Raw genomic sequence first — 22230 nt, 5'->3', positions numbered from 1 at the left:
TAAAAAACAAATGCAAAAGAGAAATCCTTTTAATCTTCTTAATCTGTGGTTAAAAAAATATTAATCATAATTTAAAAATTCATTTTGGAATATAACGATACGTACCAAACCATAGCTTTTGAATCTGAAGAAATACTTTTTAAGGAAAAAGGCAGCAAATTCTTTGGTTACGCTTTTCCCATAGAACACGAAGATGAAGTCAAACCCATCATCGAAAATTTAAAAAAACAACATCCTCACGCCGTTCATTACTGTTATGCGTATCAATTAGGCACAGCCCCAAAAATTTCTTATCGTACAAATGACGACGGCGAACCAAGTAATACTGCCGGAGCACCAATTTATGGTCAAATACAATCTTTTAGCGTAACGAACGTTTTGGTTGTTGTGGTCAGGATTTTTGGCGGAGTAAAACTTGGAGTTGGCGGATTAATTGCTGCTTATAAAACAACGGCGCAAATGACGCTTGAAGTTGCTGATATTATCGAAAAAACTATTGATGTTCATTTTTTAATTTCTTTTGATTATAAAAACATGAATAAAGTTATGCGGGTTATCAAGGAAAAAAAGCTGGAAATCATCTCTCAGGAAATGGAAATTGATGAAGATTCAGGTTTACCAATTGGAAAAATCAAGACAAAAACACGCAAAAAAAATGCCGAATCAGTATTCGACATTTTTGATTTAATGTTTGAAATCGATATTAAAATTATCTAAATTGATATAAAAACCAATCTCATTTTAACAATTATACAAGTGTTTTAAACAATTCTAAAATATAATCCGGAGGAGCAGTTGGGCGACCTGTTTTTAACGAAATAAATACTAAAATAAATGCCGCAGTTGTTAATAACTCATTCGCTTCGTTATAGATTGCGCAATCAAATTCAATCTTGACAGACGACTGACTTTTGAAAGCCGTATGAATGGTAAGAAGTTCATCATAACGTGCTGATTTTTTATAATTTATTTGCATGGAAACAATTGGCAATCCAATTCCGCTTTCTTCCATGCTTTTATAGGAAATCCCTTTATCTCTAAGCCATTCCACGCGGCCTATCTCAAAATAAGGAACATAATTTCCGTGATAAACAACTCCCATTTGGTCGGTTTCAGAGTAACGAACACGCACTTGCGTTTGATGATTTTTCATTCTTTATATATTAAAAATATTTAACTTCAAAAAGTCTACTTACAACATTTTTTTATAAAATTAGACCCCAAATTATTTTTTTTTACAGAAATTTGTTCACATATTTGTTATCCCGAAATACGGAATAAAATTGCTCCTTTTTTATTAGGAGAATCTTTATCAATAATAAAAAATTTATCTGAATTTATGACTAAAACTGCTCAATCGGTATGGGAAAACTGTTTGTCCTTTATAAAAGACAATATTCAAGATCAAGCATATAAAACTTGGTTCGAACCAATCAAATCAGTTGAGCTAACCGACAACGCGTTATATATTCAAGTACCAAGTAAATTTTTCTACGAGTGGCTAGAAGAACACTATGTTAAATTATTGAAAGTTGCGCTTACCAAAGAACTGGGAAAAAACGCAAAGTTACTCTATAAAATTAAAATGGAGAACACTTATGGCAATAAACAACCGTTTACTGAACAGTTGCCAAGTGCTAACAGAGTGCCAATGAAACCGCAAGAGGTTGATGCTCCGTTTAAAAACTTAAATCCTGAACTAAAAAATCCGTTTGTAATTCCAGGAATTAGAAATCTTAAGATTGAATCGCAATTAAATGCCAATTACAGTTTTGATAATTTCCTTGAAGGTGATTCAAACCGTTTGGCTCGTTCTGCAGGTATGGCTGTTGCCAATAAGCCCGGAGGAACATCATTTAATCCGTTATTGATTTTTGGTGGAGTTGGTTTAGGAAAAACACACTTAGCGCATGCTATTGGTGTTGAAGTAAAAGATAAATATCCTGAAAAAACGGTTTTATATATTTCTGCCGAAATTTTCACACAACAATATATTGATTCGGTTAAAAAGAATAATCGTAATGATTTCATTCACTTTTACCAATTAATCGACGTTTTGATTATTGATGATGTTCAGTTTTTATCAGGAAAATCAGGAACTCAGGACGTATTTTTCCATATTTTCAATTATTTGCATCAAAACGGAAAACAGGTAATTTTGACTTCGGACAAAGCTCCTGTTGACATGCAGGATATTGAGCAACGTTTATTATCTCGTTTTAAATGGGGATTATCTGCTGAATTGCATCAGCCGGATTACGAAACCCGTATTTCGATCCTGAAAAATATTTTGTATCGTGATGGTGTTGAAATACCTGAAGATATTATTGAATATGTTGCACGTAATATTAAAAGTAATGTTCGTGAACTTGAAGGCGCTATTATTTCGTTAATCGCACAATCTTCTTTCAATAAAAAAGAAGTTACTCTTGAGTTGGCTAAAAGCGTTGTAGAGAAATTTGTTAAAAACGTAAAGAGAGAAATCTCTATTGATTATATTCAAAAAATTGTGTCTGATTATTTCCAGTTGGATATTGAAACACTTCAATCAAAAACCAGAAAAAGACACGTGGTTCAGGCGAGACAATTAGCAATGTTTTTCGCAAAGAAATTTACAAAAGCTTCTTTGGCAAACATTGGTTCACAAATTGGAGATCGCGATCACGCTACCGTTTTACATGCTTGTAAAACCGTTGACAATTTAGTTTCTACAGACAAACAATTCAAGAAATTTGTCGAAGACATCAACAAAAAATTAACGCTATAAACGCGAATCATGCCAGTAAAAATTTTAATGGTTTGCCTGGGTAATATTTGCAGATCACCTTTAGCAGAAGGAATTTTGGCATCAAAATTACCTGAAAACTTTATAGTTGATTCTGCAGGAACAGGATCATGGCATGTAGGCAATTCACCTGATAAACGCTCAATTGCTGTTGCAACAAAAAATGGCGTAAACATTCAGAATCAAAAAGGAAGACAATTTAAAACTTCAGATTTTGATGAATTCGATTATATATATGTAATGGATAGTTCAAATTACAGTGATATAATTGATCTTGCAAAAACTCCGGAACATAAAAATAAAGTTCAGCTTATCCTGAACGAACTTTTTCCGGATGAAAATGTAGATGTTCCTGATCCTTACTATGGTGTTGCTAACGGATTTGATAATGTTTATCAAATGCTGAATGAAGCAACAGACATAATCGCAAAAAAACTTATCGAAAAACATTCTTAGTTTTTTCTTCAAATAATATAAAACCACGCACATGAAACTTCTAGGAAAATTATATTTAATTCCAACTACAATGGGCGAAAGTGATCCGATGGATGTTTTGCCTCAAACAGTAAAAAGAAGTATAGATTTTATAGATCATTATATTGTAGAAAACGAAAAAACTGCAAGAAAATCAATAAAAGCAGTTTCTCCTGAAAAAAAACAATCAGATCTTATTTTGTTTACGCTTAATAAGCGCACGGAACCAAGCGAACATTTAGATTTCATCAAACCTTTATTAGAAGGGAAAAATGTTGGTTTAATGAGCGAAGCCGGTTGTCCGGGCGTTGCTGATCCTGGCGCTGTAATTGTAAAATTAGCGCATGAAAAAGGGATTCAGGTTGTGCCTTTAGTGGGACCATCTTCTATATTATTAGCAATGATGGCTTCCGGAATGAACGGTCAAAGCTTTACTTTCAACGGTTATTTACCTATTGATAAAGATGAGAAAAAATCTGCGTTGAAATATTTTGAGAAATTATCTCAGGATAAAAATCAGTCGCAGCTTTTTATAGAAACTCCTTATCGAAACAATAAATTAGTCGAGGATATTCTGCAAATTTTAAATCCTTCGACTCATCTTTGTATCGCTACAGATATTACTTTACCAACAGAATTTATTAAAACAATGCGTGTTGCAGATTGGAAAAAATTAAAAGTTGATTTACATAATCGACCTACGATTTTTATTATTCATAAAATATAATCGTAAAAATTATCTTATATTGTACTCACAAGTTTCCCTAACTAAACTTTATAATGAGTAAACTTCCTAATGTAACCACAAGTATTTTTACGGTAATGTCAAAAATGGCAACTGAATATAATGCCATTAATCTTTCGCAGGGATTTCCTAATTTTCCTGTTGATGAAAGATTAACAGATATTCTGGCACGATTATCCAAAGAAAACGTACATCAATATACACCAATGGCAGGTTTTCCGCCCTTGATGAATCAGATTGCAAAATTAGTTCTAGACTCCTACAATAGAACCATTATTCCTGAAACAGAAATTCTGGTTACTGCCGGAGCCACTCAGGGAATTTTTACTTCAATTTTAGCTTTGGTAAAAACGGGTGACGAAGTGATTATTTTAGATCCGAGTTATGATTCTTATGAATCTCCGGTTCTTCTGTGCAATGCAAAACCTGTTCGCGTTGCTTTAAACGATGATTATACTCCTAATTGCGAAACAATAGAAAAAGCGTGTTCGTCAAAAACCAAGATGATTATCATCAATAATCCGCATAATCCAACAGGAAAAATTTTAACAGAAACAGATTTTCTTGAGTTGGAAAAATTACTTTCTAAATTTCCTGACATTCTAGTTTTATCTGATGAAGTTTACGAATACATCACTTTTGAAAAAAAACATATTTCGGCACATACTAAAGATTTTCTCTTGAACCGTTGCATAATGGTTTCTTCTTTCGGAAAATCATTTCATATTACAGGCTGGAAAATTGGTTATACAATTGCTCCGGAATACTTAATGAAAGAAATTAAAAAAGTACATCAGTTTTTAGTTTTTAGCGTCAACAGCATTTCTCAGGCTGCAATTAGTCAATATTTAAATGTTGTAGATGTGAATCTATTGGGAAAATTCTATCAGGAAAAACGTGATTATTTTCAGAAATTACTTCAAAATAGCCGTTTTGAATTAAAACCATGCGAAGGAACTTATTTTCAGGTGGCTTCTTATGCTAACATTTCAGACGACGATGATGTAACTTTTTGCAAAAAGCTAATTACAGATCATGGCGTTGCCGCAATTCCCATTTCTACATTTTATTCAGATCATAAAGATCAAAAGCTTATACGTTTTTGCTTTGCCAAAGATAATTTCACTTTAGAATCAGCAGCAAAAAAATTATGTGATATATAAATTTTATCAAAAAATTATAACATTATTATGCGTGCATCCTATTTATTTAATTAATATTGTAATAAAAAGAAAAAAATATGAGCTATACAGATAAAATGTTAAGAGATGACGCTTTAAAAGGAAAAGTCATTGTAGTTACGGGTGGCGGAAGCGGTTTAGGAAAAGCGATGACTAAATATTTCTTAGAATTAGGAGCTGAAGTAGCAATTACTTCAAGAGATTTAGATAAACTAAAAGCTACTGCAACTGAACTTGAAACTGAAACCGGTGGAAAATGTTTGCCACTTCAATGTGATGTCCGTCATTATGAAGAAGTAGAAAATATGCTTCAGGAAGTCTTAAAAGCTTTCGGAAAAGTTGACGTTCTTTTGAACAACGCTGCCGGAAATTTCATTTCTCCAACCGAACGTTTATCTGCAAATGCATTTGATACTGTTATAGATATCGTACTTAAAGGTTCAAAAAACTGTACGCTCGCCTTTGGAAAACACTGGATTGATACAAAACAAAAATCTTCTACGATTTTAAATATTGTTACAACGTATGCCTGGACAGGATCTGCTTATGTTGTGCCAAGTGCTACGGCAAAAGCCGGAGTTCTTGCCATGACCCGCAGTTTAGCTGTAGAATGGGCAAAATACGGAATTCGTTCTAACGCAATTGCTCCGGGACCATTCCCAACAAAAGGTGCATGGGACAGATTATTGCCTGGAGATCTTGCCGAAAAGTTTGATATGGCTAAAAAAGTGCCTTTGAAACGTGTTGGTGATCATCAGGAATTAGCCAATTTAGCTGCTTATTTAGTTTCTGATTTTTCAGCATATATAAACGGTGATGTAATTACAATCGATGGTGGCGAATGGCTAAAAGGTGCTGGACAATTCAATTTATTAGAAGCAATTCCGGAGGAACTTTGGGATCAGCTTGAAATGATGATAAAAGCAAAAAAGAATAAATAATTTTACGTGCTTACTAAATTCAGAATAATTTTTATAAACTATACTGATTGCACAAATCCCGAAGGTTCTACTTTCGGGATTTTTTTTGTGTATTTCACCATATTAATAGTAATGTTTTAACCATATAAGTAATATAAGTTCAGTTAAGTGCCATTTTGTTTAAATATCTCATTGCTTAGATTTACTTATATCACTTATATGGTTTAAATACATAATATACATATACAATCCAGTTAAATTATTATTTTTGCCAAACAAATATCAAACAAAAAAATATGCTCATTATTGGAATTGCAGGAGGAACAGGAAGTGGAAAAACAACAGTAGTACATCAAATCATGAACGAGTTGCCAGACACTGAAGTTGGCGTAATCTCTCAGGATTCATACTATAAAGAAACCCATAATTTGTCATTCGACGAAAGAGCATTAATCAATTTTGATCACCCACGCGCGATCGATTTTGAGTTATTGGTAAAACATTTAAAAGCTTTAAAAGAAGGCGAAACCATCGATCAGCCAGTATATTCTTTCATACAGCACAACAGAACTGACGATACAGTATCAACGCATCCCAGAAAAGTTATGATTGTTGAAGGGATTTTAATCCTGACAAATCCGGAATTACGTGATCTTTTTGATGTTAAAGTGTATGTTCACGCAGATTCTGATGAAAGATTAATTCGCCGTTTAAAAAGAGATATTTCAGAACGCGGACGTGATATCGACGAGGTTTTAACACGTTACCAAAACACTTTAAAGCCTATGCACGAGCAATTTATCGAACCATCAAAAGCTTTTGCAGACATTATTATTCCCAATGATAAATACAATACTGTAGCCATTGATGTAGTCCGGGCTGTAATTAATCAACGAATTTCATAATTTTTATTGTAAATTTATTCCATAGAAATTAGGAGCTATCCCGATAGCTATCGGGACCCGCTCTCGCCTTTATCTTTTTATGGCAGAAAAAGCCTTAAAAAGGATATCGGCTCGATCGGGCTAAAAAATCCACTCGAAATTATAAGACGTAATCGTTTAAATAAAAATGAAAATGAAAAATCCATATAAAGGCAAACGCTGGTTTAAATTACTGAGCAACAAATATGTTTGGGTTTTACTGTTTTTTATTGTTTGGATGTTCTTTTTAGACAATTACTCTTATTTTGATCATCGATTTTTAGACCACCAGATCAACGAATTACAAGACAATAAAAAATATTATCAGGTTGAAATAAAAAAAGATCATGAACAAATCAAGCAACTTAAAAATCCTGAACAAATAGAAAAATATGCTCGCGAAAAGTATTTCATGAAAAAAGACAGCGAAGATATTTACATCATTCAATTTGAAGGAGATACTATTCAAGATAATAAAGAATAACCAGAAAAACATTCAATGGCAACTACCCTATTCGACAATTTTAATCCGATTTCATCCAAACAATGGAAACAAAAAATTCAGTTTGAATTAGACGGAGCTGAATATAATGAAACCGTAATCTGGAATTCACCCGAAGATATTCAGGTAAAACCATTTTATCATATTGATGAATTTTCTAAAGCAATTCCGGTAAAAACTGAGGCATCAAATTTTAAAATTTGTCAAAACATCTTTGTATATGATATCGAAAAATCTGTTCAAAGAGCCATCAATACTATTGAAAGAGGAGCTGAAAGTTTACGGTTTACTATCGAAAACGAAAAAATTGATATTCAAAAATTACTAGAGCCTCTTCCTTTAGAAAATAGAAGTGTTTACTTTAATTTGTCGTTTATTTCAATCGATTTCGTAAAATTATTAGACACCATTTCGATTCAGAAAAAAGCCTTTTTTTATTGTAATATCGACCCGATTGGTCATTTTGCAAGAGAAGGAAACTGGTTTACAACATCGGACAAAAATAACTTTGAAACGATTGAAAAAATTGCAAAAGCCACAACAAATCTTTCTTTAATAAGTATTGATTTAGGTTTGTATCAAAATGCTGGAGCAAATATCACCCAACAAATTGCATATAGTCTGGCACATGCAAACGAATATTTAAATCGTTTACCTATTATTACAAAGCCAATTGTTTTTCAAATATCGGTAGGAACAAATTATTTTTTTGAAATTGCAAAACTTCGTGCTTTACGAATGCTTTTCAGATTAATTGCCGATGAATATAATCCTGATTTAGAATGTCATTTTTTGGTAACACCAACCAAACGAAATAAAACTATTTACGATTATAATGTCAACATGCTTCGAACTACAACCGAATGTATGTCGGCAATTTTAGGCGGGGCTGATGCTGTTGCAAATTTACCATACGATTCTTTGTACCATAAAGACAATGAATTTGGTGACCGAATTGCAAGAAACCAATTATTGGTTTTAAAATATGAAAGTTATTTTGACAAAGTCAATAATCCGGCTGATGGAAGTTATTATATAGAAAGCCTAACGACACAATTAGCAGAGAAAAGTTTGACTTTATTTAAGGATATCGAAGCTAATGGCGGTTTCCTTAAACTTTTAAACGACGGAACTATCAAAAAGAAGATCCAGGAAAGTGCAGCAAAAGAGCAGGAATTATTCGATTCTAAAAAAGAAGTTTTACTGGGAACGAATAAATATCCAAATAAAGATGACAAGATGAAACATGATTTAGAACTGTTTCCTTTTGTGAAAATAAAACCAAGAAAAACTTTAATTACTCCAATTATAGAAAAAAGACTGGCAGAGAAATTAGAACAGGAAAGATTGGAACTTGAATAATCTTTTTTCTAAGTAATTAATAAACCTACTCAAAAGAGTATTTCCATGATAAGAAAAGACCTTAAACATATTAATTTAAATAGTCAAAAGCCAAAAGTTGAAAGTCAGAAATCAGAAAATTTGATTGGTAACTTTTACACCGCCGAAGGAATTGAACTTAAGAAAAACTATTCTGAAAAAGATATTGAGGATTTAGAATTTCTTGAATTCGGAGCTGGCTTTGCACCTAATCTTCGCGGACCATATGCAACAATGTATGTGCGAAGACCGTGGACGATTAGACAATATGCCGGATTTTCTACCGCAGAAGAAAGTAATGCTTTCTATAGAAGAAATCTAGCAGCCGGACAAAAAGGACTGTCCATTGCATTTGATTTACCAACACATCGCGGTTACGATTCAGATCATGAGAGAGTTGTTGGCGATGTAGGGAAAGCTGGAGTTGCTATAGATTCTGTTGAAGACATGAAAGTTTTGTTCGATCAGATTCCGTTAGACGAAATGTCGGTTTCAATGACAATGAACGGTGCCGTTTTACCTATTATGGCATTTTACATTGTTGCAGCTGAAGAACAAGGTGTTGCAATTGAAAAACTATCCGGAACGATCCAGAATGATATCCTGAAAGAGTTTATGGTTCGTAACACTTATATATATCCGCCAACACCTTCTATGAAGATTATAGCAGATATTTTTGAATTTACGAGCAAGAAAATGCCCAAATTTAATTCTATTTCTATTTCAGGTTATCATATGCAGGAAGCCGGCGCTACTGCCGATATTGAATTAGCTTATACTCTTGCCGATGGTTTAGAATATATTAGAACCGGACTTTCTACGGGAATGACAATAGATGAGTTTGCTCCTCGCCTGTCTTTCTTTTGGGCAATTGGAATGAATCATTTTATGGAAATCGCTAAAATGCGTGCCGGAAGAATGCTTTGGGCAAAGTTAGTTCAGCAATTTAATCCTAAAAGTGATAAATCTCTGGCTTTGAGAACGCATTGCCAAACAAGCGGATGGAGTTTAACGGAACAAGATCCTTTTAATAATGTTGCCAGAACTTGTATTGAAGCAACTGCAGCAGCTTTTGGAGGAACTCAGTCACTTCATACCAATGCTCTTGATGAAGCTATTGCGTTACCTACAGACTTTTCGGCACGAATTGCACGTAATACACAGATTTTTTTACAGGAAGAAACTAAAATTACCAAAACAGTTGATCCTTGGGGAGGAAGTTATTATGTTGAAAACCTGACGAATGAGATTTTAAAAAACACCTGGAAATTAATTGAAGAAGTTGAAGAATTAGGAGGAATGACAAAAGCTATTGAAGCTGGAATTCCTAAACTAAGAATTGAAGAAGCTGCTGCCAGAAAGCAAGCCAGAATAGATAGTAGTCAGGATATTATTGTGGGGGTCAATCAATATAGATTAGAAAAAGAAGATCCGCTGCATATTTTAGATGTAGACAATCAAATGGTTCGTAAACAGCAAGTAGAGCAACTTGCAACAATAAAAGCAAATAGAGATACTGAAAAAGTAAATCAATCACTGGAAAAATTAATACTTTGTGCAAAAACCGGACAAGGAAACTTATTAGAAATTGCGATTGAAACAGCTCGAAACAGAGCAACTTTAGGAGAAATAAGCGATGCTCTTGAAAGTATTTTTGGAAGATATAAAGCACAAATTAAATCCTTTAGCGGTGTGTATAGTGCAGCAATAAAAAATGACGAGAATTTTGAGAAGGCGAAACAGTTAGCTGATACCTTTGCAAAACAAGAAGGAAGACGCCCAAGAATTATGATTGCCAAAATGGGACAAGACGGACATGATCGTGGCGCAAAAGTTGTAGCAACGGGTTATGCAGATGTGGGATTTGATGTAGACATAGGTCCGCTTTTTCAAACTCCTGCAGAAGCAGCGAAACAAGCCGTTGAAAATGACGTTCATATTTTAGGTGTTTCATCATTGGCCGCAGGACATAAAACATTGGTGCCGCAAGTTATAGAAGAACTTAAAAAACACGGACGTGAGGATATTATGGTAATTGTTGGCGGAGTAATTCCGGCGCAAGATTATCAATTTTTATTTGATGCCGGTGCAGTTGCGGTTTTTGGACCCGGAACTAAAATCAGCGAAGCTGCTATAAAAATACTAGAAATTTTAATTGACTAAAAAGCATAAAAAATCCCGAATAATTCGGGATTTTTCATTTTAATTAAATGTTTAATCGTTTATTGTTGCATTGCTATCTGCTTCAATAAAGGAAAGATCATAACCTCCAAACGCTCGCATATAACTTTTTAATGAAGTTCCGTAGGCATCTCTAAAATGTCTGTTTCCCTTGTTTTTGAAAAAGTTTTTTACTGAACCAGCGCCTCCAAGGTGTGCAGCAGCTAAAATTCCAGATTCGGTAATTTCAACGCCACTAATAATTTTCCCTTCGTACTTTTCGATTTCGTTACGTAAAATCCATTTGTTTTTGGACAATAGCGCAATAAATGCTTTTTCTTGTAATGCAGGATCTTTTAAAAATGCTTTGTCATTTTGAACACCAATAGCTCTTAAAGCTTTAGAACCAAACTGGTATTTGCCCATGTAACCAAGTGAATTTACTAAGCGGTATTTTCCTTGAGATTCTTTAAAAGCAACTGCTTCTTTGAACCCAATAAGCCGCTTTCCTGTAAACGGAACATTTAGCTTTTTTAGAATTGGATAATCATCCTCTTCCTGCGATGGAAATATGTATTCAGATCCATCTGTTTTTTCTATTAAAAACCAAGGTTTGGTTTCTAGATTAAAGGGTTTGAAACCCAAACTTAAAAATGTAATAATAACGATTAAACTCGCATAAAAATACCATTTCTTTATCATAAATTGTTTTTCTTCAAAACGCTGTCACCCTCTTGAAATTTCTACGGTGCAAAGATAAGAAATACAAAATAATACTGTAAATCAACATGTTAACTGTTTTTAAAAATTAGATTACTTCTTTTAATCCCTTTATTGGCGGAGTTTTCGAGCGAAAATGGATTTTTTGATTCTAGTCTTAAAAAGAGAAAAAAACAATTAAAAAAATGTCGTTTTTATGCTTTTTTTATCAAATATGTTAAAATTGAAAGGTTATGCCTACAATAAAATATGGTATTTTTTCAATTTTTAAACTTAATTTTCAAAAAATAGAATCTAATTTTGATTCAAAAAAAGTACAATTTTTAAGAATTTTGAACTTTGTATTTTAAACAAAAACTAAATTTAGAAGAAATATAAATATCCATTTTGATTGAAATTCAGAAAATGTATTTATTAAATATCAAGTTCATAATTTCATCGATTTCTTTAAAAATATTTAAGGTTTAAATATTATGTGCCTAATTGCAAAAATTGACGTTTTAAAATAAAAAAACCGAAGTCAGAAACTTCGGTTTTAAAATATGTTATTATATGCTATATTTTTTCTGAATCAAAAAATACAAATCATTTAATTTATATATACGATTTAAATTATCTTGTCACTCCCTGACTTGCAATCCAGTCTGAATATTTTTTTGCATTTATTTGATGCTGCTCATAAGTCGAAGCAAATTCATGATATCCAAAACGTTCTACACTAGCACAGAAATAGACATAATCGTTCTTCTCAGGATCTAAAACTGCATCTAAAGCTGTAATATCGGGCATGGCAATTGGTCCGGGAGGAAGTCCAATATTCACATAAGTGTTATATGGAGACTTCATTACCAAATCATTATAAAAAACTCTTTTTATTACCTGATCAAAATTATTGGCTTTTAATTTTAAGGCATAAATAACTGTTGGATCTGCTTGTAATGGCATTTCTAAACGTAAACGGTTCAAATAAACACCTGCAATACGTGGTCTTTCATCTTTTTTAACGGATTCTTTATGAACTATAGAGGCTAATATTGTAGCCTGAACCGGAGTTAGTCCTTGTTTTTTTGCTTTTTCAATTCTTTCAGCTGTCCAGAAATTGTGATATTCTTTAATCATTTTATCACGGAATTTTTCAGCTGAAGTATTCCAATAGATTTCATATGTGTTTGGGATAAACATCGCAAAAACATTATCTTCATTAAAACCATTTTCTTTTAAAAATGCAGGATCTTTAATCGCTTTCATTAATGACAAACTATCTGCTTCAATCTCAGCTCCTACTCTTCCTGCGAAGTTTTCTAAACGTTCCTGATTATTAAAAGCCAATTTTACAGGAACATTAGAACGCATTGCACGAACCAAATCGATATTATTCATATCTTTTTTTAGTAAAAAACGCCCTGATTTTACATTTTCAGGATAGCTTCTTTTATTGGCAACCATTTCAAAATTGTCAAAATTCTTAATATAAGGTTCTAATATTTTTTTTACGTCGGCGTAGTTTGCTCCTGTTGGAACATGGACATAAAGTTCTTTTTCTTCGAATTTAGTATTTGCACTGAAAATTTTATTAATTAAAATAAATCCATAAATCATTAAAACTGAAATTACGGCAACAGCTGCTATCGTGATGATTTTTTTTATGCTCAAAATATAAAATTTTAAATTTGTTTGTTAATTAATTGAAAAATTGCTTCGTCTTGATAGTGGTTATTCAGCAAAATCCAATCTTTTTTGATTCCTATTTTCTCAAAGCCAAATTTAGTAAAAAGAGCTATACTTGCTACATTTCCTACAGCAATATTTGCATATAATTGGTGTAAATTTAAATTATGAAAAGAATACTTAATTAAAAGTTCTAATGCTTCAGATCCAATGTTTTGCTTTTTGTTCTCATCCTTTTGAATCACAATCCCTACTCCTGCTCTGTTATTTTTAGGATCAAATTCAAATAAATCAATCAATCCAATGGCTGGAAAATCCTGATCCTGACAAATTGCTAATCGCAATTGTTTCGCTTCATAAATATCCTGTTGTGCATTTTCAAGATATTGACGCACTAAAAAGCGACTATAAGGTGTTTGTGTATTACTTACTTCCCAAATGCTTTCATCGTTTTCCATTGCATAAACAAACTCTAAATCATTAGGTTCTAATGCACGCAAATAAATATTTTTGCCTTTGAGTGTTATCATTTTATTGTAGATTGATGATTTTAGATTTGGAAATTCATTTTTGGAATTTAAATCTCTATTGTTCCTTTGAATACAAATTTTGCAGGACCTGTCAGGAATACATTTGTAAAATGATCTTTTAATTTATCAAAAGAAACGACAAGTTTTCCTCCTTCAACATTCAAATTAATCGAAGTTTTATCTGTTTGACCAATCGCATTCATAGCAATTGCAACGGCAGTTGCACCGGTTCCACAAGCCAGGGTTTCATCTTCAACTCCTCTTTCATAAGTACGAAGTGAAAAAGTACTTTCATCAACTTTTTTTACAAAATTGATATTACTTCCTTTTTCTCCATATAATTCACCATACCGAATTGCTGCTCCGTTATCTTTTACATTATAATGTTCTAAGTCATCAACAATTTGAACATGATGCGGAGAACCTGTATTTAAAAAAGTATATGAATCGTTTTTTTGTATTTCATCTACGTCAATCATCTGCAATGAAATAATGGCATCTTCTCCCACCGAAGCATGGTGCAAACCATCTGTTGCAATAAAGGTAGTTTTGTTGTCAATAACCCCTAATTGATTCGCAAAAGCTACTAAACAACGACCGCCATTTCCGCACATCGAACTTTGATTTCCATCTGAATTATAATACACCATTCTAAAATCAGTTTCGGCATCATTTTCCAGTAAAATAAGTCCGTCAGCGCCTATTCCGAAACGTCTGTCGCATAAACGTTCAATTAGTTTAATGTCTTCTTTTGGAAAGAATTCTGAACGATTATCTATCATTACAAAATCGTTCCCGGTACCTTGATATTTATAAAATTCTATTTGCATTTTTTTCTTGTTAATAACACAAAAGTACAAACAAATAATTAATGAAATGTTAATCAATGTTAAAGAGAGTTAAAGCGTTTTGTTGAACAAATTTTTGAATTATTTTTACTTTAAAATAACCTAAAACATAAATTGTAATATGAAAAGATTTTCAGCCTTATTTTTAGTTTCACTTCTTAGTGGCGCTATTACCCTTGGTGCTTACAAGTTATTATTTGAAAGCAACAATTCTTTTTTTGGAAGGGGAAATTCTGTTGTTACGCTTGCCCCCGATTCATTTGGTCGAAATGTAGCTTTATCTGCCGAAACTGTCGATTTTACGGCTGCCGCAGACAAGACAATTCATACCGTTGTTCACGTAAAAAATGTTTCGCGAAGAACTGTTAGTAATCCTATGATGGAATTTTTCTATGGTTACGGCGGTCAACAGCAACAAGAACAGGTTGGAACGGGATCTGGTGTTATTATTTCAGAAGATGGATATATTGTAACCAATAATCACGTTATTAAAGATGCTACCGAAATTGAAATTACCTTAAACAATAAAAAGTCATACAAGGCAAAATTAATTGGCACCGATTCTAAAATGGATATCGCATTATTAAAGATTGATGCTGATGAAAAATTACCTTATACTGCTTTTGCTAATTCTGATGCTGTAAAAATTGGAGAATGGGTTTTGGCGGTTGGAAATCCTTATAATTTGACTTCTACTGTTACTGCCGGGATTGTTTCGGCGAAAGCCAGAAATTTAGACACAAACGGAATCCAGTCTTTTATTCAGACAGATGCTGCGGTAAATCCGGGAAATAGTGGTGGCGCATTAGTAAATACAAGAGGTGAATTGATTGGTATTAATACTATGATTTCTTCAATGACGGGTTCTTATGTTGGATATTCGTTTGCAGTTCCTTCAAATATTGCCCGAAAAATTATCGAGGATATTATGGAATTCGGAAATGTTCAAAGAGGAATTCTTGGTGTCGAAGGTGGTGAATTAAATAGTACTGCTTCAAAAGAATTGGGCGTTACTGAAACACAAGGTTTTTATATTAGCAAAGTCTCTAAAAATTCAGGAGCTGAAAAAGCAGGACTTGGTAAAGGAGATATAATTGTAAAACTTGATGATCAAAACATTTCTACATATGCGGATCTTTCTGGTTATATCAATACAAAACGACCAAACGATGTTGTTAAGGTAACTTATGTAAAAGAAGGTAAAACTAAAACTGTTCCGGTAACTTTAAGTAAAAATGAATTTTATAGTACGGAATTTAAAGGAATTGAATTAGAAAATATTGATGCTGCTGATAAAAAGAAATTCAGAATTGATTATGGTGTAAAAATCAGAAGCATTAATAATGAAAATTTAATGCAATATCAAAACGAGTTACAAGGCAATATTATTTTAAGTATTGATAATGTAAAAGCAACAAATATTGAGACGGTTTCTAAACTGATAAATAAAAAAGATGAAGGTCAAAGCATTCGTCTCGAAATGATAAATAAAAACGGAGAAATCCTGAGAATTATTATTTAATCTCAGTTTACAGTCGCAGTATTCAGTCGCAAAAAACTGCTAACTGAGACTGAGACTGAAAACTAATAAAAGCCATCTTAGAAAATAAGGTGGCTTTTTTATTTTTCAAAAATAAATCATAAAACAGCTTACGAAATCGATTGAAATAGATACTTTTGCGCAAAATTTAAAAATATTTGTGTATTTATTTTTTCAATTTAATCATTATGAGCAAAAAATCTTTGTACCAAAAAGAGGTATCATTACAAGTCGACCGAAGAAGAGCTGGTGTCGAATTAATTAAAATCATAAGTGATTTATGGTATGACAAATCCATAGAAATGGTTTTATTCAAAAATCAATTATTGGATAAAAATGTCAGCGATATTATTAATCTGCATCAATATGCCGGTGAATTTGTGGGCAAGCCAATCACTATTTTTGACTCAGTCGAAATCGCAAAAGTTGTTTTATCATTAGATCTTCCGCCTGCAAAATTAGATCTTGGAAAACTGACTTATGAATATGGTTTAGAAGATGAAAAATATCCGGATGCGCGATATTTTGTAATGGACAAATTGAAAAAAGCCAAATCATCTGAAGAAATTCAGCCAAAAGATGTTGTTTTATATGGTTTTGGAAGAATTGGCAGATTATTAGCCAGAGAATTAATGTCTAAAACCGGAAAAGGAAATCAATTGCGTTTAAGAGCTATTGTAACCCGAGACAAAAATGATGCATCAACTTTAGAGAAGCGAGCCTCTTTATTGCGTTATGATTCTATTCACGGAGATTTTCAGGGATCTGTTATTGCAGACCATAAAAACAATTCTTTAATAATAAATGGAACTACTGTACATATGATTACAGCTAATTCTCCTGAAGAAATTGATTATACACAATATGAAATTAATGACGCATTAGTAATTGATAATACCGGAGTTTTTACAACTGAAGAAGCTTTAAAAAGACATCTGACTTCACAAGGCGTTAGCAAAGTTTTGTTGACTGCTCCCGGAAAAGGTATCCCGAATATTGTTCACGGAGTAAATCATAACGAATACAATCCGGACGAAATCAACATTTTTTCTGCTGCTTCTTGCACGACAAATGCAATAACGCCAGTTTTAAAAGCAATTGAAGATACTATAGGAGTTGTAAAAGGGCATTTAGAGACGATTCACGCCTACACAAATGATCAAAATTTGGTAGACAATATGCATAAAAAATACCGTCGCGGAAGAGCTGCAGCTCTCAATATGGTTATTACAGAAACTGGGGCAGGAAGTGCCGTTGCAAAAACATTACCATCTTTAGAAGGAAAATTAACTTCAAATGCTATTCGTGTTCCGGTTCCAAATGGATCTTTGGTCGTGATGAATTTAGAAGTTAAAAAAGTAACTTCTATTGCTGCTATTAATAAAATCATGAAAAAATATGCTCTTGAAGGTGAATTGGTAGAGCAAATAAAATATTCATTAAATAACGAATTAGTTTCATCTGATATTGTTGGAACATCAGCTCCTTCAATTTATGACAGCAATGCTACAATTGTATCAAAAGATGGAAAAAATATTGTGCTTTATATTTGGTACGACAACGAATTTGGTTACAGCCATCAAGTTATAAGATTAGCAAAATATATTGCCAAAGTAAGACGTTTCACTTACTATTAATATACTACCAAACCAACTATTTCTAAAGCCATCAAGTTTATTTGGTGGCTTTATTTTTAAAATTATATTGGCAAAACTGTTGTACTCTTTACTTCAGAAATAACAAAAACAGTATTTATTAGTGAAACTTCCGGTAAGACGGATAATTTTTTTTGATGGAACTGATGATAACTTTCCATATCCGGAATGATAATTTTTAACATATAATCGAAGTTTCCAGACACATAATTGCATTCCACCACTTCCGGCAAATTCAAAATCGACTGATTAAATCCTTCCGACGTATCATAAGTTTGTTTTGTTAGCGTAACCTGACAATAAACCGTTAAATTATTACCCAGTTTTTTCTTATTCAAAATCGAAACATATTTTTCAATAACACCTTCTTTTTCAAGACGTTTAACACGATCATGAACAGGAGTCAAGGACAAGTTTATTTTGTTTGCAATATCCTTTAAAGTATAGTGCGCATTTTCCTGTAAAAGTCGTAAGATTTTCTTGTCAATTTCATCTAAAGCCATAACGAAAACGTTTTCTATGATTAATAAAATTTAGTCATTTTTTCTTTTTAAGGAAGCCGAACCACGCTTAAAAAGAATATTTTTCTGTAAAAGTATCAAATAAAATAATATTTTCTTATTTATTACTCTTTAATCAATAATATATTCTCTATCAGTAGTTTTGTAAAAGAATTTAAATAAAACAAAAAACGATAACAAAATGATAATAGGTGTTCCAAAAGAAATAAAAAACAACGAAAACCGTGTGGCTTTAACTCCTGCAGGTGTTTCTGAAATGAAAAAACACGGACATGTTGTATATGTTCAGGCAACTGCTGGTTTAGGAAGTGGTTTTAGTGATCAGGAATACGCTGATGCCGGTGCAGTAGTTTTAGCAACTATTGAAGAAGTATATGCGATTGCTGAAATGATTATTAAAGTAAAAGAACCAATAGCTTCTGAATATCCTTTAATTAAAAAAGATCAATTATTATTTACTTACTTTCACTTTGCTTCATCAGAACCATTAACTCATGCTATGCTTGAAAAAGGTGCTGTATGTTTAGCTTATGAAACTGTAGAAAAAACAGATCGCAGTTTGCCATTATTAGTGCCAATGTCTGAAGTTGCTGGTCGTATGGCTATTCAACAAGGAGCAAAATATCTTGAAAAACCATTAAAAGGAAGAGGAATTCTTTTAGGTGGTGTTCCAGGTGTACCACCAGCTAAAGTTTTAGTTTTAGGTGGAGGAATCGTTGGAACTCAGGCTGCAAAAATGGCTGCTGGTTTAGGTGCACAGGTAACTATCATGGATTTAAGTTTACCACGTTTACGTTATTTAGATGATATTATGCCTGCAAATGTAAATACAGAAATGTCTAACCATTATAACATCACAAAAGCAATTGCTACAGCAGATTTAATTGTTGGAGCAGTTTTAATTCCAGGAGCAAAAGCACCTCACTTGATTACTCGTGATATGCTTAAATTAATGCGTCCGGGAACAGTCGTAGTAGATGTTGCGGTAGATCAAGGTGGATGTATTGAGACTTGTACTCCTACAACACACGAAAATCCAACTTTTATTATTGATGATATCGTTCACTACTGTGTAGCAAATATGCCAGGTGCTGTTCCTTATACATCGACATTAGCTTTAACTAATGCGACTTTACCTTATGCTGTACAATTAGCAAATAAAGGTTGGGAAAAAGCTTGTAACGAAAATGAAGAATTGAAAAAAGGTTTAAATATTGCTAACGGAAAAATTCTTTATAAAGGAGTTGCTGAAGCTTGGAATCTTCCTTTCAATGAAGAAATAGTGTTAGCAAACGCATAGGCTAACACTATAATAAGTGCTTACTAAAACACTATTTAAAAGGTTTTTCTTAATTGAAGAGCCTTTTTTTACATAAAAACCTGTCATAATTAGAATTAGTGACAGGTTTTTTGTTTAGCATTTAATAAAACTATTTTTCATCCAAAACCTCTTGCAATACTTTTGCTTCAGTTCCATTTGGAAAACTAACTTTAATTTTTTGTGCTATTGTTGGAGCAATTTCTGTAATAGCTTTTTTATCATACGATTCTCCTTTTTTGATATGCCAGCCATAGAAAATAGCTGGAACATGAGTGTCATAACTGTAAGGCGTTCCGTGTGATGTACCAGTCACCGAGTACTCAATATCACCAGGTTTATTGATGATGACCATATCGCCATCTTGAGTTACATCATAACCTTTTGATACAAAATTTAAATAGTAGTCGTTTCCAGAATTAGCTAAAATTTCTTCTTCAGTATATACTCTCTTAACTTGTGGTTGAGATATTAGGAAATCCTTAAAAGCTTGCTTCACTTTTACTAATTCTAAACCTTTGTCTTTAATAATTTGCTTATTAAAGAAAAGATTGAAATTTGAATAATTTAAAACTAAATCAACTCCAAACGTTTTTGTAGAGAAATCCTGCAAACTTTTTTTAACATCTTTTGAAGGATAATTATCTACATTATATTTTCTATCTTTTAAATAAATTACATTTTCGGCACCAGCATGATCTGCAGTTAAAAAAAGTAAGTAATTATCTTTCCCAACGGTTTTATCAAGATAATTTAAAAAGTCAGCAATTGTTTGATCTAATCTTAAATAAGTGTCCTGAAGTTCCATAGATCTCGGCCCAAGCAAATGACCTACATAATCTGTCGAAGAAAAACTTACAGTTAAAAAATCAGTAATATTATCTTTACCTAATTCTTCCTTTTCTATAGCTTTCATTGCAAATTCAGCTAACAAATCATTACCGTACGGAGTTGCTCTTAAAATTCCGGCATCATTTTTCTCATACATTTTTTTTAAATCATATGGAAAAACCGGCGCTGCACTTCCATATAATTTTCCTTCATATGGATTATTATCAGGTAAACTTTCGTTATAAGTAGAAACTGGTTTATACAAATCCCAACCTTTATTGATGTATGGCAAATAATGCTTCTCGTTATTGAATTGAGAAACCCATTCCGGCAACTTATCCCCATAAAAAGTACTAGAGATAAAAGAACCAGTCTTACTATACCAAAAAGCCCAATTTGCAAAATGACCAGCTGGCAAAATAGCTCCACGATCCTTAAGACTCATTCCTATAACTTTCCCTTGAAAATTAGTAGCCATTCGTACTTCATCAGTAATCGTAGTACTTTGTAGATTTTTTGGAGACATGGCGCCTTCTTCTGGTGTGCCATCACCAACAGTTTTTACAGCCGCATCGTCAGTACAATACATTTCTTTACCCAAAGTTCTACTAAACCACTCATTCCCTACAATTCCATGTGTTGAAGGTGTCGTACCAGTATAAATTGAAGCATGCCCGGGAGCTGTATAAGTTGGCATATAATTATAATGCATATTTTGAAAAACATATCCATTATCCATTAATCTCTTAAATCCATTCGGTGAAAAATCATCTGAAAACCGATATAAATATTCCATTTTCATTTGATCTACTACAATACCTACTACCAACTTAGGACGCTGTTGAGCACTTAAATTTGAGATAACAAACAATGTCAACAATACAATACTTTTTTTCATACTTAGATTATAATATTTACTACAAAAATACATATTCACATTTAGATAGGCTAACTCACTATAATTTAAAACCCAAAATCAACTGTAATTTAACAGAACTTGACATAAATAAATTTAGTTATGAATAATTATTGTGGCGTTTCCCTTCGGGTCGGGTTGTGTGCTAAATCTTTTGCGATATTGGTATTGGGTTGGCTTCGCCAAAGATTTTAGGTATCGCAAAAGGATAGGATCCAGACATATTGTTGTGGGGAAATATTAAAATATAGATATTTGTATTTCCAAATTAGCCCCCAATGCAAGATTCTTTTATTGATATCCTGAAGCTATTACTACCTGAGATAATAGTAGATTATTTTGAACTTACTTCTTATAAAAAGGAGGACCAAACACTTCATCTTTATTTAAAAGAGATTAATTCGATACCAAAAGAACACAGGGAATCGAAATTAATTTCAAAAGGATTCTTTGATGAAATAACGGTTCAGGATTTTCCTATCCGCGGGCATCAGGTATATCTTCATATCACTCGCAGAAGATGGCTTAATGAAGATACGGGAAAAATAGTTTTTAGAGATTGGAATTTAGTGGCAGACGGAACTCGTGTAACTCAGGAGTTTGCGTCTTTTTT

General features: G+C 32.6%; 20 protein-coding genes and 1 pseudogene. 14 read left to right on the top strand and 7 right to left on the bottom strand.

Annotated features, from left to right (window positions below; all coding sequences use genetic code 11):
• The first annotated feature begins 84 nt into the window (after positions 1–84).
• Complete coding sequence (locus tag ACHZDT_RS18665) at positions 85–717, top strand: IMPACT family protein (RefSeq protein ID WP_394776196.1); 633 nt, start codon at positions 85–87, stop codon at positions 715–717.
• 31 nt (positions 718–748) lie between these two features.
• Here ACHZDT_RS18665 and ACHZDT_RS18660 read toward each other — a convergent pair whose 3' ends face one another.
• A complete protein-coding gene (locus ACHZDT_RS18660) occupies positions 749–1153 on the bottom strand; it encodes a thioesterase family protein (protein ID WP_213305569.1) in 405 nt (134 codons plus the stop codon).
• Positions 1154–1339: 186 nt separating this feature from the next.
• Between ACHZDT_RS18660 and dnaA the strand changes: the two genes are divergently transcribed.
• The 9 genes from dnaA (at position 1340) to scpA (ending at position 11073) form a co-directional block, all read left to right on the top strand.
• The gene (gene dnaA, locus ACHZDT_RS18655) at positions 1340–2767 is read left to right on the top strand and encodes a chromosomal replication initiator protein DnaA (protein ID WP_394776194.1); all 1428 of its coding nucleotides are present in this window, start codon (positions 1340–1342) and stop codon (positions 2765–2767) included.
• Between the two features lie 9 nt (positions 2768–2776).
• The gene (locus ACHZDT_RS18650) at positions 2777–3241 is read left to right on the top strand and encodes a low molecular weight protein-tyrosine-phosphatase (protein ID WP_394776192.1); all 465 of its coding nucleotides are present in this window, start codon (positions 2777–2779) and stop codon (positions 3239–3241) included.
• A gap of 31 nt (positions 3242–3272) precedes the next feature.
• Positions 3273–3986, top strand: a complete 714-nt coding sequence (locus tag ACHZDT_RS18645) for an SAM-dependent methyltransferase (RefSeq protein ID WP_394776191.1) — start codon at positions 3273–3275, stop codon at positions 3984–3986.
• Between the two features lie 53 nt (positions 3987–4039).
• Entirely contained in the window at positions 4040–5167 is a 1128-nt protein-coding gene (locus tag ACHZDT_RS18640; RefSeq protein WP_394776190.1) for a methionine aminotransferase, read from the top strand.
• Between the two features lie 77 nt (positions 5168–5244).
• On the top strand, positions 5245–6126 hold the full coding sequence (locus ACHZDT_RS18635; RefSeq protein WP_394776189.1) for an SDR family oxidoreductase: 882 nt from the start codon (positions 5245–5247) through the stop codon (positions 6124–6126).
• 275 nt (positions 6127–6401) lie between these two features.
• Positions 6402–7010, top strand: coding sequence for a uridine kinase (gene udk / locus ACHZDT_RS18630; protein WP_055095441.1), 609 nt, complete (start codon positions 6402–6404; stop codon positions 7008–7010).
• A 166-nt stretch (positions 7011–7176) separates the two neighbouring features.
• Positions 7177–7512 (top strand): septum formation initiator family protein, encoded by a 336-nt coding sequence (locus ACHZDT_RS18625; RefSeq protein WP_394776188.1) that lies wholly within the window; start codon positions 7177–7179, stop codon positions 7510–7512.
• A gap of 15 nt (positions 7513–7527) precedes the next feature.
• The gene (locus tag ACHZDT_RS18620) at positions 7528–8892 is read left to right on the top strand and encodes a methylmalonyl-CoA mutase subunit beta (RefSeq protein WP_394776187.1); all 1365 of its coding nucleotides are present in this window, start codon (positions 7528–7530) and stop codon (positions 8890–8892) included.
• Positions 8893–8937: 45 nt separating this feature from the next.
• Positions 8938–11073 carry a methylmalonyl-CoA mutase gene (gene scpA / locus ACHZDT_RS18615; RefSeq protein WP_394776186.1) on the top strand — a complete coding sequence of 712 codons (2136 nt, stop codon included), beginning with the start codon at positions 8938–8940 and terminating at the stop codon, positions 11071–11073.
• Between the two features lie 51 nt (positions 11074–11124).
• Here the strand turns inward: scpA and ACHZDT_RS18610 are convergent, their stop codons facing one another.
• The 4 genes from ACHZDT_RS18610 to dapF all read right to left on the bottom strand — a co-directional run bounded on the left by ACHZDT_RS18610 (position 11125) and on the right by dapF (position 14818).
• Entirely contained in the window at positions 11125–11772 is a 648-nt protein-coding gene (locus tag ACHZDT_RS18610; protein ID WP_394776185.1) for a peptidoglycan-binding protein LysM, read from the bottom strand.
• Positions 11773–12402: 630 nt separating this feature from the next.
• Positions 12403–13443: an endolytic transglycosylase MltG gene (mltG, locus tag ACHZDT_RS18605; protein ID WP_394776184.1), complete on the bottom strand. Its 1041-nt coding sequence runs from the start codon at positions 13441–13443 to the stop codon at positions 12403–12405.
• A gap of 11 nt (positions 13444–13454) precedes the next feature.
• On the bottom strand, positions 13455–13988 hold the full coding sequence (locus tag ACHZDT_RS18600; RefSeq protein ID WP_394776182.1) for a GNAT family N-acetyltransferase: 534 nt from the start codon (positions 13986–13988) through the stop codon (positions 13455–13457).
• A 47-nt stretch (positions 13989–14035) separates the two neighbouring features.
• On the bottom strand, positions 14036–14818 hold the full coding sequence (gene dapF, locus ACHZDT_RS18595; protein WP_394776181.1) for a diaminopimelate epimerase: 783 nt from the start codon (positions 14816–14818) through the stop codon (positions 14036–14038).
• Between the two features lie 139 nt (positions 14819–14957).
• Here dapF and ACHZDT_RS18590 point away from each other — a divergent pair, with 139 nt between their 5' ends.
• Together ACHZDT_RS18590 and ACHZDT_RS18585 are read left to right on the top strand one after the other, a co-directional pair.
• Entirely contained in the window at positions 14958–16358 is a 1401-nt protein-coding gene (locus ACHZDT_RS18590; RefSeq protein WP_394776180.1) for a trypsin-like peptidase domain-containing protein, read from the top strand.
• Positions 16359–16564: 206 nt separating this feature from the next.
• A complete protein-coding gene (locus tag ACHZDT_RS18585; RefSeq protein ID WP_394776178.1) occupies positions 16565–18013 on the top strand; it encodes a glyceraldehyde-3-phosphate dehydrogenase in 1449 nt (482 codons plus the stop codon).
• 62 nt (positions 18014–18075) lie between these two features.
• Here the strand turns inward: ACHZDT_RS18585 and ACHZDT_RS18580 are convergent, their stop codons facing one another.
• On the bottom strand, positions 18076–18534 hold the full coding sequence (locus ACHZDT_RS18580) for an Lrp/AsnC family transcriptional regulator (protein WP_055095431.1): 459 nt from the start codon (positions 18532–18534) through the stop codon (positions 18076–18078).
• A gap of 199 nt (positions 18535–18733) precedes the next feature.
• Here ACHZDT_RS18580 and ald point away from each other — a divergent pair, with 199 nt between their 5' ends.
• Positions 18734–19852 (top strand): alanine dehydrogenase, encoded by a 1119-nt coding sequence (gene ald / locus ACHZDT_RS18575; RefSeq protein ID WP_394776177.1) that lies wholly within the window; start codon positions 18734–18736, stop codon positions 19850–19852.
• Positions 19853–19982: 130 nt separating this feature from the next.
• Here the strand turns inward: ald and pafA are convergent, their stop codons facing one another.
• Positions 19983–21599 (bottom strand): alkaline phosphatase PafA, encoded by a 1617-nt coding sequence (pafA, locus tag ACHZDT_RS18570; RefSeq protein ID WP_394776176.1) that lies wholly within the window; start codon positions 21597–21599, stop codon positions 19983–19985.
• Positions 21600–21895: 296 nt separating this feature from the next.
• On the opposite strand from pafA, the pseudogene ACHZDT_RS18565 reads away from it, so the two are divergent.
• A pseudogene (locus ACHZDT_RS18565) lies at positions 21896–22230 on the top strand (DDE transposase); the annotation flags it as partial.

This window comes from Flavobacterium sp. (assembly GCF_043722275.1).
In the GTDB taxonomy this organism is placed as follows: domain Bacteria; phylum Bacteroidota; class Bacteroidia; order Flavobacteriales; family Flavobacteriaceae; genus Flavobacterium.
This window is presented reverse-complemented; position numbering and strand designations above follow the sequence as displayed.